Annotated in this window: 13 protein-coding genes; 5 read left to right on the top strand and 8 right to left on the bottom strand. The window is 34.8% G+C overall.

Features of this window, described 5'->3' with window-relative positions; translation table 11 throughout:
- Positions 1 to 186 precede the first annotated feature (186 nt).
- From N4270_RS13340 to N4270_RS13325, 4 genes are read left to right on the top strand one after another with little or no spacing between them, the layout of a single operon-like run.
- Complete coding sequence (locus N4270_RS13340; RefSeq protein ID WP_260097823.1) at positions 187 to 4,164, top strand: FG-GAP-like repeat-containing protein; 3,978 nt, start codon at positions 187 to 189, stop codon at positions 4,162 to 4,164.
- A 5-nt stretch (positions 4,165 to 4,169) separates the two neighbouring features.
- The gene (locus N4270_RS13335) at positions 4,170 to 4,769 is read left to right on the top strand and encodes a SprT-like domain-containing protein (protein WP_260097822.1); all 600 of its coding nucleotides are present in this window, start codon (positions 4,170 to 4,172) and stop codon (positions 4,767 to 4,769) included.
- A 1-nt stretch (position 4,770) separates the two neighbouring features.
- Positions 4,771 to 5,850 carry a mannose-1-phosphate guanylyltransferase gene (locus N4270_RS13330; protein WP_260097821.1) on the top strand — a complete coding sequence of 360 codons (1,080 nt, stop codon included), beginning with the start codon at positions 4,771 to 4,773 and terminating at the stop codon, positions 5,848 to 5,850.
- Positions 5,851 to 5,853: 3 nt separating this feature from the next.
- Positions 5,854 to 7,329, top strand: a complete 1,476-nt coding sequence (locus tag N4270_RS13325; RefSeq protein WP_260097820.1) for a DUF389 domain-containing protein — start codon at positions 5,854 to 5,856, stop codon at positions 7,327 to 7,329.
- Positions 7,330 to 7,334: 5 nt separating this feature from the next.
- On the opposite strand, the gene N4270_RS13320 is transcribed toward N4270_RS13325, so the two are convergent.
- Positions 7,335 to 8,099, bottom strand: coding sequence for an ABC transporter ATP-binding protein (locus tag N4270_RS13320; RefSeq protein ID WP_260097819.1), 765 nt, complete (start codon positions 8,097 to 8,099; stop codon positions 7,335 to 7,337).
- A complete protein-coding gene (locus N4270_RS13315; protein WP_260097818.1) occupies positions 8,099 to 8,836 on the bottom strand; it encodes an ABC transporter permease in 738 nt (245 codons plus the stop codon). The genes N4270_RS13320 and N4270_RS13315 overlap by 1 nt, the downstream gene beginning before the upstream one ends.
- 108 nt (positions 8,837 to 8,944) lie before the next feature.
- Between N4270_RS13315 and pafA the strand changes: the two genes are divergently transcribed.
- Complete coding sequence (gene pafA, locus N4270_RS13310; RefSeq protein WP_367399962.1) at positions 8,945 to 10,633, top strand: alkaline phosphatase PafA; 1,689 nt, start codon at positions 8,945 to 8,947, stop codon at positions 10,631 to 10,633.
- A gap of 57 nt (positions 10,634 to 10,690) precedes the next feature.
- Here the strand turns inward: pafA and N4270_RS13305 are convergent, their stop codons facing one another.
- From N4270_RS13305 to N4270_RS13280, 6 genes are all read right to left on the bottom strand, one after another.
- On the bottom strand, positions 10,691 to 10,903 hold the full coding sequence (locus N4270_RS13305) for a hypothetical protein (protein WP_260097816.1): 213 nt from the start codon (positions 10,901 to 10,903) through the stop codon (positions 10,691 to 10,693).
- 231 nt (positions 10,904 to 11,134) lie between these two features.
- Positions 11,135 to 11,356, bottom strand: coding sequence for a hypothetical protein (locus N4270_RS13300; protein ID WP_260097815.1), 222 nt, complete (start codon positions 11,354 to 11,356; stop codon positions 11,135 to 11,137).
- Positions 11,357 to 11,438: 82 nt separating this feature from the next.
- The gene (locus N4270_RS13295) at positions 11,439 to 12,731 is read right to left on the bottom strand and encodes an HlyD family secretion protein (RefSeq protein WP_260097814.1); all 1,293 of its coding nucleotides are present in this window, start codon (positions 12,729 to 12,731) and stop codon (positions 11,439 to 11,441) included.
- A 91-nt stretch (positions 12,732 to 12,822) separates the two neighbouring features.
- Positions 12,823 to 13,092, bottom strand: coding sequence for a hypothetical protein (locus tag N4270_RS13290; RefSeq protein ID WP_260097812.1), 270 nt, complete (start codon positions 13,090 to 13,092; stop codon positions 12,823 to 12,825).
- Positions 13,093 to 13,175: 83 nt separating this feature from the next.
- Complete coding sequence (locus N4270_RS13285) at positions 13,176 to 15,365, bottom strand: peptidase domain-containing ABC transporter (RefSeq protein WP_260097811.1); 2,190 nt, start codon at positions 15,363 to 15,365, stop codon at positions 13,176 to 13,178.
- A gap of 128 nt (positions 15,366 to 15,493) precedes the next feature.
- The gene (locus N4270_RS13280; protein ID WP_260097810.1) at positions 15,494 to 17,104 is read right to left on the bottom strand and encodes a thioredoxin domain-containing protein; all 1,611 of its coding nucleotides are present in this window, start codon (positions 17,102 to 17,104) and stop codon (positions 15,494 to 15,496) included.
- Positions 17,105 to 17,142 lie beyond the last annotated feature (38 nt).

The following is a 17,142-nucleotide window of genomic DNA, read 5'->3' as shown; positions in this document are numbered from 1 at the left end:
CACAGATGTTGGGAGGCTTTTCCGTTAATTTTATTCGGATTAAAGTAACTTAAGTTGTTTTATAGATATAATTAGTAGCGAATACTATAGAATTTTTATTAATTCTTATATTTATAAAAAATTGAATACGTGAAAAGAACAGTACCCTTTCACCAACTTTTATACACTTTCATTATAATTGTTTCATTGGGATCAACAAGACTATCTGCTCAAATTTTTGAGCAAGTTCAAGTCATTTCAGGATTAGGAGATTTAAAGCATAATAACGGAGTAGCGGTAGCCGATTATGATAACGACCTTGATTTAGACATATTTGTCGTAGCACTAAACCAGGATGTTGATGGTGAAGAAGCAACACATAGTAAGCTCTATAGAAATAATAATGATGGATCATTTACCGATGTCACCGATCAAGTCGGACTCGCTAATTTATTACCTTTTGATGAGGATTTAGATGCGTTCTTCGGACTTAAAGGTTTTAAGCATGGCGTGTCCTGGGGCGACTATAATAATGATGGCTATCCTGATATTCTCTTTACAAATTCTGAAAGAATCCAATTATTTATCAATCAGGAAGGTGTGTTTACTGAAGTGACTGAAGGTGCCGGACTTACACAAAGCAGTGAATGTCGCCATACGGGAGCAACTTGGTTTGATTATAATAACGACGGTTTTTTAGACTTGTATATCAACGATTGGGATTTTTGCGGAACCAATTCACTTTATCGCAATAATGGCAACGGGACTTTTACCAATGTTACCGTAAGTACTAATATGCTCACCACTGATACGTTGGCAAGTTATACAGCACTTCCTATTGATATCAATGAGGATGGCTGGATGGATTTATATGTCACCAACGATTTTAACGACCCTAATAGTTTGTTTATCAATCAAAACGGTACCTCATTTGTTGAAGATGCCGAAACCTATGGCTTAGATAATATGTTTGATGACATGGGGATGGCCTATGCCGATTTTAATCTCGATGGTGCCTTCGATATATTTATTACTGCTATTGATGAAAATGCACTGCTCCAAAATAATGGTGCTAATACGTTTAGTTTTGCTGGTGCTGCTAATAATTTGACCGGAACCGGCTGGGCTTGGGGAACACGTTTTGCAGATTTTGACCTAGATGGTGACGAAGATTTAATTATTGCTAACGGATTTGAATTTGAAGAGCGCTCTACAGAACAAAATGTGTATTATAAAAACTTAATAGCTGAAGGAGGAACAGGTTTTGAAGATGTTTCCGGAAATGTAAATTTTAATGCGCTAACCGTTAGTGTGGAAGCTGTAGATTTTGATTATGACAATGATGGGGATTTAGATATTTATGTAACAAATGCTAATGAGCAATCAATTTTGTATGAAAATAAACTTCTCAATTTTGATGAAGAAAGTGCATTACTCTGGCTAAAAATTATGTTGCAAGGAACGGTTTCTAATCGTGATGCCATCGGAACAACCTTAACCTTAACCACAACATCTGGAACTTTTAAAAGATACTATACAGGTGTTGGGTTTTTATCTCAAAGCTTGCAAGCGGTTCATTTTGGTTTGCCACAAAACACGCAACTTCAGGAATTAGAAATTAAATGGCCATCAGGTCTTATTGAAACATTTCAAACGATAGGTGTCAACAGAACGTTTCTTGCGATTGAAGGCGAATCGTTTACAGATTTAGATATCCTTCCGAGTCAAAAAATATACGGTTGTACCGATCCGTTTTCCTGTACTTATAACCCCAATGCCACGCTAGATGACGGCACCTGTTCTTATTTAACAGCTCATCAAATTTCGGGCAATACCACTTCTGGTTTTTTTAGAGTAGAAACGTATACCTATCCTATTACTGAGGGCTCTACGGCCAACTGGAGTGTGTCAGGAGGTGAAATTATTGAAGGTCAAGGGACAGATACTATAAGCATAAAATGGGGATTGAATGAAACAGGAACCTTAAGTTTAAGAGAAAATGATGGCACTTGTTTTAGTGAAGAACAACAGCTGGAAGTGTCTTTAAATGCTAACAATATCCCCGAAGATGTATCTATCGCACGACTATGGAATGAAGTTTTGTTGCATGCCATTCGAAATGATTTCGCCAGACCAACAGTTCACGCCAGAAATTTGTTTCATTCTAGTATTGCCATGTATGATATTTGGGCGATTTATGACGACGAAGCCAGACCTTATCTTATCGGAAATACAGTCAATAATTTTACGACAGAGTTACTCGAGTTTATTCCTTTGGAAAATGATGAAGATTCCAGAAAAAAAGCGATTAGTTATGCCATGTATCGGTTATTGAGTTACCGATTCCAAAATTCGCCAAATGCTGAAGAGTCACAACGATTATTCGATTTAATTATGGAGCAATTGGGCTATGAAACCGAATTTGCTGTCACTACCTTATATCAATTTGGAAACGCCGCCGCATTAGGGAATTATGTAGCTCAAGTGTTAATTAGCTACGGAAATGGCGATGGCTCCAGAGAATTAGAAGCGTTTGAGAATGCTTACTATACGCCAGTTAATGAACCTTTGGCACCAAATATACCAACCGAAACATTGATGTTCGATCCTAATCGATGGCAACCACTAAGTTTAAATACGTTTATTGATCAAAGCGGAAATTTGATTCCGGGTTCAACCGTCGCTTTTTTAAGTCCGGAATGGGGAAATGTACATGCCTTTGCAATGACTGATGATGATCGACATACATTTCAACGTGATGGCAATACCTATCAAGTTTATAATGACCCGAATGATCCGCCTTATTTAAATTTAAATACTCATGATGCCTCTAGTGATGCCTATAAATTAGGATTTTCAATGGTGTCTATTTGGGGCTCGCATCTAGATCCAAATGATGGTGTACTTTGGGACATTTCTCCAGGCGCTATTGGTAATACTGATATTTCAACATTTCCAACCAATTACAACGATTATCCAAGTTTCTATAATGTGATTGAAGGTGGTGATATTGGTACAGGTCATGCTATGAATCCAGTTACCGGACAAGCTTATGAATCACAATTCGTCCCGCGAGGCGATTATACCAGAGTTTTAGCTGAGTTTTGGGCAGATGGTCCCGATTCTGAAACACCACCAGGGCATTGGTTTACTATTTTAAATTATGTCAATGAACATCCAGATTTAGAGAAAAGATTTGAAGGTGAAGGTGACCTGTTAGACGATTTACAATGGGATGTGAAATCGTATTTTATCTTAGGTGGTGCGATGCATGATTCGGCAATATCGGCATGGAGTATCAAGGGTTGGTATGATTATGTGCGACCAGTATCTGCCATTCGGAACATGGCACTTTTAGGACAAAGTACCGACGACACTTTAGATAATTATCATGTTGCTGGTATTCCATTATTGGATGGTTTAATAGAGGTTGTCGGTTTAAGCGACCCTTTGAGAGGTGATTCAGGAGAGCATGTGGGTAAAATAAAACTATTTACTTGGAAAGGTCCCGATTATATTGATGATGAAACTACCGATATCGCTGGTGTTGGGTGGATACTTGCTGAAAATTGGTGGCCTTATCAACGTCCAACTTTTGTGACACCACCTTTTGCAGGTTATGTGTCTGGGCATTCCACTTTTTCACGTGCAGCTTCCGAAGTTTTGACAAAAATTACGGGCAGTCCGTTTTTTCCTGGAGGAATGGGTGAATTTGTTGCAAAGCAAAATGACTTTTTAGTCTTCGAGCAAGGTCCTTCAGTAGATGTAAAATTACAATGGGCAACTTATAGAGATGCATCCGATCAAACAAGTTTATCACGAATTTGGGGAGGCATTCATCCACCAGCTGATGATATTCCAGGGCGATTAATTGGTGAGAAAGTGGGGCATGATGCCTTTGATTTTGCAGTACCTTATTTCAGCGGAAACGTTAGTGTTCCTGAACAAACGGAACAAATCATTTATCCGAATCCTGTTACCAATAGTGAAGTCTATATTACCAATACATCTGCTGATGATGTGATTTCAATATTTGACATTAGAGGCCGACAAGTAAATATTCTTAGTCGTGAATTTAATGCCTTCGGAAGTATTACTAAATTGCAAATTCCTGAAGGAACTTCGGCAGGTTTGTACTTTTTAAATATTAATAACGAGTCAAAAATGCTGGTTATTAAAGATTAAATTTTATGCAACAAACACTTCAGACGTATATTCCGCAGCAGGCCATTCCGAAAATTAGTGCGCTTTTAGATCATGATAATTTGAGTATTAAAATCAAAAAAGAACGTAAAACACGACATGGAGATTATAAGCGTTTACCTAATGGAAAACATCAAATTACTGTAAATTCAAATTTAAATATCTATCGTTTTTTAATCACACTTATTCATGAAATAGCACATTTTGAAGCTTATAAAAACTTTGGGAACACTATTAAACCTCATGGTAAAGAATGGAAGCACACATTTCAGTATTTAATGCTGCCCTTTTTAAATCCGGAAGTGTTCCCTCCAAATCTGTTGCCACTGCTAGCCAAACATTTTAAAAATCCGAAAGCATCTAGTGATACAGATATTCCATTGGCTTATGCCTTAAAGCAATTTGATGAACCAAACGGTAAAACCTATATATTTGAATTACCTTTGCATAGTACATTTAAATTGTACAATGGTCGGGTGTTTAAGAAAGGAGCAAAACGACGCACCCGATATGAATGTGTTGAGTTGAGTACAAGAAGATTATACCTGTTCAATCCCAATGCAGAGGTAGAATTATTAAAAGATTAAAATGAATAAAAATTATTATGCCATACTCATGGCAGGAGGTGTAGGATCGAGGTTTTGGCCTGTAAGTACTGTAGATTTTCCTAAGCAGTTTCACGATATGTTAGGAACCGGAGACACCTTGATTCAAAAAACTTTTCATAGACTTTCGAAGGTAATTCCGAAGGAAAATATATTTATTCTTACCAATGAACGTTATAATGATTTGGTATTTGAACAGTTGCCAGAAGTTACCAAACGTCAAGTTGTTTTAGAGCCAGCAATGCGTAATACAGCACCTTGTATTTTATATGCAGCCTTAAAGATTAAGAAAGAAAATGAAAATGCCATGATGATTGTTGCACCAAGCGATCATTGGATTGAAGATGAAGTTGCCTTTACAAATAACGTTAAAGAAGCTTTTAATTTTTGTGCTCAGAATGATGCATTGATGACTTTAGGTATTGCGCCAACATTTCCAAATACAGGATACGGTTATATTGAATTTGATACATCGGCTCAAAATAATATTAAGAGTGTTAATCAGTTTAGAGAGAAGCCCGATTATGAAACGGCAAAACAGTTTCTTGCTCAAGGAAATTTTTTATGGAATGCTGGTATTTTTATGTGGAGTGTAAAAAGTGTTTTAAAGGCTTTTGAAAATAATCAACCTGAATTGTACCGTTTATTTGATTCAGGATATGAGGTTTATAATACCGACTTTGAAGATGATTTTATTAGAGATAATTATAGAAAGGCTGAAAATATTTCTGTGGATTATGCCGTTATGGAACACTCAAAAAATGTGTATGTGATTCCAGCTACTTTTGATTGGAATGATTTAGGAACCTGGGGAAGTCTATACGATAAACTGGACAAAGATGCCAGTGGAAATGCAGTTGTAAATGCCGAAACTCTCACTGAAGATGCTTCAGGAAATATGATTAGAACCAAGGCTAAAAAAGTGGTAGTAATTGATGGTCTTGAAGATTATATTATTGTTGATAAGGACGAAGTTTTGCTTATCTTTCCGAAGGCAAAAGAACAAGATATTAAAAAAGTACTTCAAGATGTCAAGGACAAATTTGGAGAACAATACGGATAGTATATGAGTGACGAAAATAAATTTAATTTCTCTGAAGAGGAAGCTCAGGTAAATAAAGAAAAAGCGGTAGAAGAATCGAAAGAAGCGGTAAAAAAAGACGCTTCAGGTCTTTGGCAAAGTATCAAACGATTTTTAAATGAATTATTAGATTTTCGTGACGATACCGATCGTGATGCTACGATTGAAGCTATCAAAAATGACATACCATTTAAAGGAGCAACAGCCTGGATTTTAGTATGCTCGATTATGGTGGCTTCTGTAGGTTTAAATGCAGATTCGACAGCCGTTGTTATTGGTGCCATGTTAATCTCGCCATTAATGGGACCTATCTTGGGAATTGGATTTTCAATTGCAGTCAATGATATCGATACGCTCAAAAAATCACTCATAAATTTAGCAACCATGATTGTGCTGAGTTTAATGACAGCGTATTTATTTTTTAAATTTTTTCCTACGGCAGACTTGATGACGAACGAGTTATTTGGTCGTACCAAACCCGATCTTAGAGATGTATTAATCGCGTTTTTTGGTGGTGCTGCACTTATCATTGCACGAACTAAAAAAGGAACTATTGCTTCGGTGATATTTGGTGTGGCTATTGCAACGGCGTTGATGCCACCATTATGTACTGCAGGTTACGGTTTAGCTCATGACTGGGAGATTTTTGTTGGTGCGATGTACTTGTTTACAATCAATACCATTTTTATAGCCTTAGCTACATTTTTGGTGTTAAAAGTATTGCGCTTTCCAATGCTCAAATATGCCAATTCAAAAAAGCGTAAACGAACAGCACAGTTTGCATCTTTGGTTGCCATTTTAGTGATGGCTCCTGCAATTTGGACTTTTTATAACTTTATCATTCAAAAAGGGTTTGAAGGGGATTATAACAGTTTTATAGCTGAAGAAATTGATTCTAATAATGAGTTGTGGCTACAAAAAGGAACGCCAAATTGGAATGACAAACACATTACACTTTATTTTAATGGCGAAGTTTCTGATCAAATCGTCGCCAATTTGGAAAATAAAATAAAAACCTATGATAAAATCAAAGATTTTGAGCTGGAGATAAAAGGGAATAGGAATCGGAGTTTTGATAAAATTTCTGATGCTTATGACAGAGCTATTAGAGACCTGGATCAAAAAGATTTAATCATATCTGGACTTCAAGAACAAATTGAAGATCTTAAAGCTAATATTACAAACTTAAATAAGCAGATAGAATCAAAAAATGCGCAAGGGACTGTTTCTTTTACCAACTTATCTCGTGATGCAAAAGTGCGTTTTGACGATTTAGAATACTTTGGTTATTCTAAAATGTTAGAGTCTAAAGATTTTATAAATATTGATACAGTAACTGTGGCTAATGTAAGATGGAAAGTTGAGCTCAACGATAGTATTGTTTTATCCAGAGAGCGAGATTTAAGAGAGTGGTTGCAAAAAACGCTTCAGGTAGATACAATTGTTATTCAGAGGAACTAAAAGTATTAGTTTTCTTCCAGATACATTTTGCGTACTTTTTTAAATAATTCTGAAGAATACACAAAATCGGTTACGACTTCATTATCGGTTTTAAAAATCGTGTTTTTAGAGCCTTCCCATGCTTTGAGTCCGTCTTTTAAAAACACAATTTTTTCACCAATTTCCATGACGGAATTCATATCGTGCGAATTGATGACTGTTGTGATGTTGTATTCATCGGTGATTTCTTGAATAAGATTATCAATCACAATGGCTGTTTTGGGATCCAATCCTGAATTTGGTTCATCACAAAACAAATACTTCGGATTATTAACAATTGCTCTGGCAATGGCAACACGTTTCTGCATACCACCAGATGCTTCACTTGGCATTTTATGATGCGCACCTTCAAGATTTACTCGTTTCAGAACAAAATCAGCACGATCTTCCATTTCACTTTTACTTTGTTTGGTAAACATGCGTAACGGGAACATGACATTTTCCTGAATTGTCATTGAGTCAAAAAGCGCACTACCTTGAAATACCATACCCATTTCGGCTCTGAGATTTCGCTTTTGGTCATCGGTCAACTCGGAATAGATATTACCATCATAAGCAATTGTCCCTTCTTCAGGAGAAAATAACCCTAAAAGGCATTTTAAAAACACAGTTTTACCTGAGCCACTTTGTCCAATAACTAAACTCGTTTTTCCTTTTTCAAATGTGGTCGACACACCTTTCAAGATATGAGCGTCTTTAAATGATTTGTGGATGTTATTAACTTGTATCATTAGCTTAGCAGGAGTTGTGTTAAAATATAATTGAGAAGAATAATTACCACACTCGTCCAAACAAAAGATGTTGTACTCGCTTTTCCAACTTCTAAGGCGCCACCTTTCATATAATAGCCATAAAAGGAGGGGATAGTAGCCAATACAAATGCAAAGACAAACGTTTTTATAAAGGCATAAATTATGTGAAACGGAATGAAATCGGTTTGTACACCTAATACAAAATCTTCATAAGTTCCAAAGCCACCATATACAGCAGCAATCAATCCGCCTAAAATACCTAAAAACATAGCAATAGATATTACAAAAGGATATAACATCAAGGCGATAAATTTTGGAAACACTAAATAATTGAGGGAATTGATTCCCATTACTTCTAATGCATCGATTTGTTCGGTAACACGCATGGTTCCAATGCTTGATGTGATAAATGAACCCACTTTACCAGCCATAATTATGGAAATAAATGTAGGCGCAAACTCTAAAATAACCGATTGACGTGTTGCGAATCCTACGAGATATTTCGGAATTAATGGGTTACTAATATTTAATGCTGTTTGAATGGTAACTACACCACCAACAAAGAATGAAATAAAGGCAACAATGCCCAAAGAGCCAATAATTAAATCATCAATGTCTTTAAAAATTAATGTCCGCATAACCGACCATTTCGTTGGTTTGCGAAACATTTCGGCAATCATTATAAAATAAGCACCAATATTATGAAGGTATTGCATAGTAAAATTTGTTATGGTAAAAGTAAAAAATTAAGACGAGTTCTTAACCTTAACTTTAAAAGATGATGAATTAAAATCTGTATTTTTGAAGTTCTAAATTTTAATTCGATGATAAAACAGAGTCTCTTCCTAATTTTTACATTCGCTTTTATGATGTCTTGTCAATCTCAAAAAAAGGTTGCAGTATCTGAAACAGAAGATTTTACATCTAAAGGTCAAACAAATAGTTATGATCAAGATGCACCTAAACTGGTCGTTGGAATTGTAGTCGATCAAATGCGATACGATTACCTCACACGGTTTTATGCGAAATATGGAGATGGCGGATTTAAACGCATGATTAACGAAGGCTTTAATTGTAAAAACAATCATTTCAATTATGTGCCTACTTATACTGGTCCGGGACACGCTTCTGTGTACACAGGAACCACACCAAAATACCATGGGATTATTGGCAACAATTGGTATGATAAAGAGATACAAACGATGGTGTATTGTGCTCAGGATGATAATGTATTATCTGTTGGAACGACTGATGATGCCGGAAAAATGTCTCCAAACCGTATGAAGACCACTACATTTAGTGACGAAAACAGATTGTTTACACAAATGCAAGGTAAAACAATAGGGATTTCTTTAAAAGACAGAGGTGCAATTCTACCTGCAGGACACACAGCAAATGCGGCGTATTGGTTTCACGGAAGAGATGAAGGTGTTTGGATTTCCAGTACATTTTATATGAATGAATTACCAACATGGGTGTCAAATTTTAATACATCTAAAGCAGCAGAATCATATTTCAAAACTTGGGATACCTATTATGATATTTCGACCTATACTGAAAGTGGACCAGATGAGAATGCTTTTGAAGGCGGATTCAAAGGAAAAGAAAAAGCGACATTTCCTTATGATTTAGCCGCATTAAAAGATGAGAACAGAGGATTTGATATACTCAAGGCAACACCTTATGGTAATAGTTTAACCGTAGATTTTGCAATGGAAGCTATAAAAGGAGAAGCTTTAGGACAAGATGCTATTACTGATGTTTTAGCTGTAAGTTTTTCGGCAACCGATTATGTTGGACATAATTTTGGAGTAAGTTCTAAAGAAATTGAAGACACTTATATAAGATTAGATAAAGATTTAGAGCGTTTTTTTCAGTTTTTAGATACTCAGGTAGGTACAGGAAATTATACGGTATTTCTTACAGCCGATCATGGAGCCGTTGAAGTACCTGCATTTTTACAAAGTATGAAAATCCCTTCAGGATATTTAAATAATACAGAGACAAGAACACGTTTTACCGATTATTTAAATGCAAAATTTAAGTCTTCAGATTTGATTGAAAATATTAGCAATGATCAAATTTTCTTAAATAGAACTTATATTGACAGTATAGGTTTAAATATCAATATGGTTCAAGAATCTATTGTAAATGAATTGATTACTTATACGCATGTTGAAAAAGTATTTTCAGCACATACGATGACCACTTCCAATTTTACAAATGGGATAGAATCTTTATTGCAAAATGGATACAACCAAAAGCGATCCGGAGATATTATTTTGGTAGCAGATCCTGCTTATATTTCTTACGGAAAAACAGGGTCGACGCATGGGAGCGGCTTAAATTATGATACACATGTGCCCTTGTTATTCTTCGGAAAGGGTATTACTCACGGTGAGACTTATCAAAAAACAGTAATCCCTGATATTGCGCCAACGATTTCTGCTTTGTTAGGGATTAGTTTTCCTAATGCTGCCACAGGACAACCATTGGGCTATGTGATGGATTAAATAAAGCTGCCTCTTAAAAAAGACAGCTTTATAAAATGGAATTATGATATAGGGTGTTTAATTAAGCCCACCTGTACAAACGGTTTCCTCTACCCAACAGCCTGAATCACTTGCTCCACCGAATGGGCAAGGAGTTATATGTACTAAATTTGTGTAACAGCATTGGTCACCTGGGACATCGTCACAAGCGTGTCTTATTGGAGTTCCACCTAAAATAGATTTTTGCTCAGCTCTGTTTAAAGCTGTTCCGAGATTTAATAAATTTTTCATAATTAAACTATTTAAAAATTAAATTAGCCTTGGTCATTTTTAGACACCCAAGGATTATGTCTATTCCTCGCGAGAGATTTTTTTAGAAATATTTTCTTCTTATCATATAAGGATAGAATTAATAGTTTTGTATCCATAAATTTTTATAAATCAGTTTTAAAAAAAAATAGCATCTTAAATAGGTCGCCATTTACCAATGACGACCTATAATTGCTAGTTGTTAATTAAAAATTAACAAACCATAACCCAATGACCGCATCCAGCACTCATAACACCACACGAGTCAGGGTCAAACGGATCACATGGAGTTCCATTAGTGCATACATCACGATGTTCATAAGAGCAACCACCATCATCCCCTTCATGTTTTAAACGATTTGGAGGGTTTCCGCCAAATACAACTTTCTGTTCAGCTTTGTTTAAAGCTGTTCCGAGATTTAATAAATTTTTCATAATTAAAATATTTAAAAAATTAAATTAACCTTGGTCATTTATAGACATCCAAGGGTTATGTCTATTCCTCGCGAGAGATTTTTTAATTGTTAAATACATTTTTTAATTGGTAAAAGAAGCGTTCAATCAATCTTAAGTCTTCAGTAATTATTTCTGCCTGTCCACGCATTTCATGTCTAAATGAAATTTCTTTGTTATAAGAAGTAATGAGTTTAGAAGGAAGTCTAACGGTTATTAAATAAAACCCATCTTCATCAGTAAGAAGCGAAATGGATTCTATTTTACCTTTGAGTGTTCCAAATTCATTGTCAGGATAATTTTCAAGTTTAATGTTGACGGTTTGTCCTGTTTTAATTTTACCAGAGTTTTGAGCTGGCGTCCTCAATTTGGCGATATAGGATGAGTTTTGCTCAGGAATAATAGTAAATACTAAATCACCTTGATTTACAGTTTGATTTTTTGTCCACAGTTTTGCATAAGCTACTTGTCCGTCAATATCTGAAGTTATTAAATAAGTCATTTCCCAATCTTTGAGTGCTCTTTTCAGCTGATTAAAGGATTGAATTACTGTTTTTAGAAGGCTGATTTCTTCTTTTGTTTTTTTAATTGATGTGCTTACTTTATTAGTTTTAGCATTTCCTATGGCCTCGTGAATTTGAGAAATAGAAGCATCCATATTGGCGTAATTCCGTTCGGCTTGGAGGTAGGTGAGTTCTTTCGATTCAAGCGTTTGTTTGGCAATGACCCCTTTGTTAAATAATTGTTGTTGTCGTTCTAAGTCTTTCTTTTGATAGGCAAGTTCAGAGGCATTTATACGTTTTTGAGCTTCCAAAGTTTTTAATCTGGAATACAATTGGGATGTAGACATCTGATTAGCTCGAAATTCATTAGAAAAAGGTTGTAATTCTTTGTTTAATTGGTATTGGATATAGCTGTTTTCAAAAAGGGCATATTCAGAATCTATAGTACCAAGAAATAGAACAGGAAGTTCATCAATAGGGAAAGAAAAATTATTGTTATTAAGTTTTATCGTATCTACTATTGATTTGAGCAATTGTACATGTTCGAAATTTGCTGTGTTCTCAAGTACGGCAATGCTTGTGTTCTTTTTTAGATTTTTATTATCGCTAACAAATATCGAATCTAACTTACCAGTTATTTGAGCATATTTTTTTTGTGGTGGAAGCTTGGTTGTAATTTGAGCTTCAGCGCTTATAATATCAGGATACTTTATAAAATAGGATAGCATTAAAAACATCAAAATAAATATTAATATTAGAAGGTTGCCATAGCGAATCATCCAGTTTGGAACAGCTTCTAAGAGCTCTTGAATGTGCTCGCTTCTGAGTTCTATATGTTTATCATTTGTCTCCATTGCGATTGTTGTTCTATTAAAATTATTTCTTTTTCTAAAGAATAGATAATCAAGAGATTGCTGATAACAACCTCTTGATTATTACTTTTGATTAGGCAACGCAACCACCATTTATGCAAGACCCTTGCACGAATACTGAGCCATTTTGATTTGGTCCTCCTGTAGGATCAAAAGGTCCTTGATTATGATCTGGATTTTGCATATTAGCACATTGAGAATCTGCAAAGCATGCACAACCAGGACTCACATAACCTTCGGTATCATCACAATTAGGATCGTAATGGGTTAGTTTATGTCCTCCAAAAATTTCTTTTTGTTCAAATTTGTTTAATGTTTTTCCTAGATTTAATAAATTTTTCATAATTAAATTATTTAATAATTGTTAAAAACCTTGGTCATTTAAAGACACCCAAGGGTTGTGTCTATTCCTCGCGAGAGAATATTTTAATTGCCCAGTTCTAATTGGTTTTTAACTAGGTTATAGTAATTGCCTTTATTTTTTATCAATTGTTGATGGTTTCCTACTTCTACAATTTTTCCTTGTTCTAGCACTACAATTTGATGAGCGTTTTTTACGGTACTTAAACGATGGGCTATGACCACAGCTGTTTTGTCTTTAAAAAATGCATTTAGTTTTTCCATAATCACTTTTTCGTTGTTAGCATCTAATGCTGAGGTGGCTTCATCAAAGAATAGAAATTTAGGATTCTTATAAACAGATCTCGCTATAAGTAAGCGTTGTTTTTGCCCTGTACTAAGCCCTATACCTTCACCACCAATTTTTGTATTGTAGCTTAAGGGTAATTGCTCTATATAATCTGAAATATTAGCCACATCAATAGCATGTTTTAAGCGGTCAATATCGATGTAATCTTCTCCTACAGCAATATTATTGGCGATGGTGTCATTAAAAATATAGCCCTCTTGCATGACGACTCCACAATTAGCTCTCCATGCACGTTGAGAGATGTTATTGAGGTTAAAGTTCCCAATATGGATATCGCCTTGATCTATCTCATAAAAACGCAACAGCAGTTTCATTAAAGTGGTTTTGCCACTTCCACTTGTGCCAACTATTGCAGTTGTTTTGTTTGCTGGTATAATAAGTGACAAGTTTTTTATTACGGGATCTAAACCACCAACATAACGAAATGAGACATTATTGAGTTTTAAATCGGCTTGATCTGGAATTCTTGTGATTTTGTGATCTTCAGGTTTTTCTTCATCTTCCATATTATGAATTTCACCCAAACGTTCAATCGAAATCTTTGCATCTTGAACTTCTCTCATAAAGTTGATAAGTTGCATAATTGGCCCATTGAGTTGCCCTACCATGTAACTAATCGCCATCATCATCCCTAAAGTAATATCACCCTCAACAACTAAGGTTGCTGATAAAATAGTAATGAACATATTTTTCAGTTCATTTATCAAACTGGAACCAACACTTTGAGTTTGTTCTAAGGCTAAACTTTTTGATGCGATTTTGAATAATTTTGCCTGAACATACTCCCAGTTCCAGCGCATGCGACGTTCAGCATTATGCAGTTTAATTTCCTGCATACCGTTGACAAGCTCAATAACTTTACTTTGTTCTTCACTTACCTGAGAAAAGCGTTTATAATCCAGCTCTTTACGTTTTTTGAAAAAGAATAGCACCCAGATGATATATAAAATGCTACCCAATAAGAAGACGCCAAATATTTGTAGGCTATAATAGGCGAGAACAAAACTGAAAATAATAAGGTTGAAAAATGAAAACAATATGGTTAACGATGAGGTTGTTAGGATGCGTTCAATACGTTTGTGATCATTAATACGTTGCAATAAATCTCCGGTCATTCGTACATCGAAATAAGCGATGGGAAGTTTCATTAATTTGATAAAGAAATCAGATATTAATGAGATATTAATTCGTGTGCTTAGATGTAATAAAATCCAACTTCTAATGATTTCGAGAGAAGCTTTACCAACAAAAAGGGCTAATTGAGCAAATAGGATTAAGTAAATGAAATTAAGGTCTTGATTTTGAATCCCAATATCTACAATGCTTTGTGTAAGGAATGGTAACACGAGCTGTAGGAGACTTCCAGCAAGTAAACCAATAATCAACTGAATTATAAACTTCTTGTATTTAAATAAATATTTAAAAATAAAACTGAAACCAAACTTCTCGTCATCATCAAATTCTGATTGATAAAAGTTTGGAGTGGGTTCTATCATTAAGGCGATGCCTTCTTCAGTATGTTCATTTGCATTAGCTCCAATCCAATGTTTTATGAATTCTTGCTTAGTGTAAGTTATATGTCCGTGAGCAGGATCAGAAATGTAAATAGTATCATTTTTGATTTTATAGAGCACAACATAGTGATCATTATTCCAATGTAGAATACAAGGAAGCGGTGCTTCCCTTAGTTTTTTAAAAGCCAATTTAATACCCAAAGAGCGAAATCCTATCGACTCTGCGGCATCACTCAAACCCATTAAACTACTGCCTTGACGAGTGGTTTCGCTTAATTGTCTAAGCTCTTGAGTATTTATGGTTTTGCCGTAATACTTAGCAATAATTTTAATACATGTTGGACCACAATCTTTGGCTTCTGTTTGTTTATATGTTGGAAATTTCCGTTTCAATTAAGTCCTTTTTTGTTGTAATTATTTAAAATTATATTTGCATCGAACATTTGGCTCAGCTTTAGTTGTGTCTATTCTTCGCGAGAGAATAATGTTCAATACAAGGCCCTTTTTTAAGGGCTTTGTTATTATATTTTTAGCATTGAATGCTGCTCTGTGTTTTCTAATTGTTCTTGTAAGTCCTCAATAAAATAGATAAGGTCATCGCGATCAAAGGCTTTAGGATAAGACTGACCATTTATTAATAATTCTGGTGTGAAGTTGATAGCATGCTTCATACACCAAGAGTATTCTTCTTGTAAAATGGAGATATAGGTTTGAGGTTCGGTACATTGGTGCCATTTTGTTAACCATGCTTCGGTTGAGAAATCTCCATAAATGTCGTGCATAGCTTTCAAGCACGTTAGTTCACCATCATTATTGTAAATTTCTAAAAGGCGAGATGTAATTTTAGTGGTAATAGCTTCAGGGTCTTTGGGATTAATATTAAACCTTACGGTTAATTTAGCAGATTGTGGATAGCGATGTATAATCTGTTCAAGGAGTGTGTGTACCTGTTTACAATGGCCACATAATGGGTTGGTTATAATAGTAATGTTTAAATTACTTTTTGGATTACCAAATACAATTTCTGAAAGATCATTTATGTGAGTGTCAATCACTTTAGATTTGAGTAATTGATCAGAGAATATTTCAAAATTTCTTTTAAATTTAAAGTAAGAAACTTTTGTTTGTTGAAGTGATTTGTTGTCTTTGCGGGTTTGTGATTCTAGTAACCAAAAGGCAGTAATACTTGTAAATGAAAGGCTTGTTATAAGTATACTCGTTAGCTCATAATTTGGTGTGAAGTGAGTTAACGAAAGCCCAGCTTGTATCCAGATTATGCCGACTATTGCAAGACATAAATAGCACCATTTTTTTATAACTGCAACTTGGTAATACAATGAGAATAGTGTTATCGGTAAAGCAAGTAAACCGATTAGTTTCGGAATAAAAATCGTGTTGTTGTTAAGGCTTAGTAAGAATGTTGATAGCGCTAAAGCTGTAAAATAAATAAGACTCAAATCGCTTAGTTTTACATCTTTTATTATTGTTGCTCCTTTAGAGGATAAGACAGCATTACAATTCTTTTTTTCGGTAACAGTAGCACAAAAAGCATCACCAAGTACAGACACTTCTCCTCGCTCTTGTTTAATAATGTTGGTGGTTACATAAAGTCCTATTAGAGACAGTAGGAAAAATAATGTACTTATAAGGTTGGGATTCGTTTTTAAAAACAAAAAGCCAATTAATAGTATAGAAAGAACAAAGGCGCTTTTTACTACAATTGATTTTACATGAGATGTAGGTGTATTTAGTTGAGTATCTTCTTTGTCAACAGCTAATACAATACCTGTAAACTGATTTAAGAATTCTGATTGAGAAAGAACTTTTTTGTCTTTTGAGTTCAAAATCAATTTCAAACGATCTTTTAGCTTCGTGACAATAGCGAATTGTTTTTGGGAGTCAATGTCTATTTGAGCTAAAAAGGTATTAGGTAATTGTTGAACTACTTCATTTGTTTTTGGAACATCAATCGCTAAATTTTCAATATTAAAATGGTCTAATACTCCTGTAATAGCATGAAGACTTGGGTAGGTGGGGTGACTTTGTATTTGAAATGCTAATTCATCAAAATCGACATTTATTTTATTTTTTTTTAATAATTGCTGAACTAAGTAACTTAATGCGTCTTTCACAGTTTCGAGATTTAATGTTTCTCTACTGTTCCTTCGCA

This window comes from Psychroserpens sp. SPM9, from assembly GCF_025153525.1.
Lineage (GTDB): Bacteria > Bacteroidota > Bacteroidia > Flavobacteriales > Flavobacteriaceae > Psychroserpens.
This window is presented reverse-complemented; position numbering and strand designations above follow the sequence as displayed.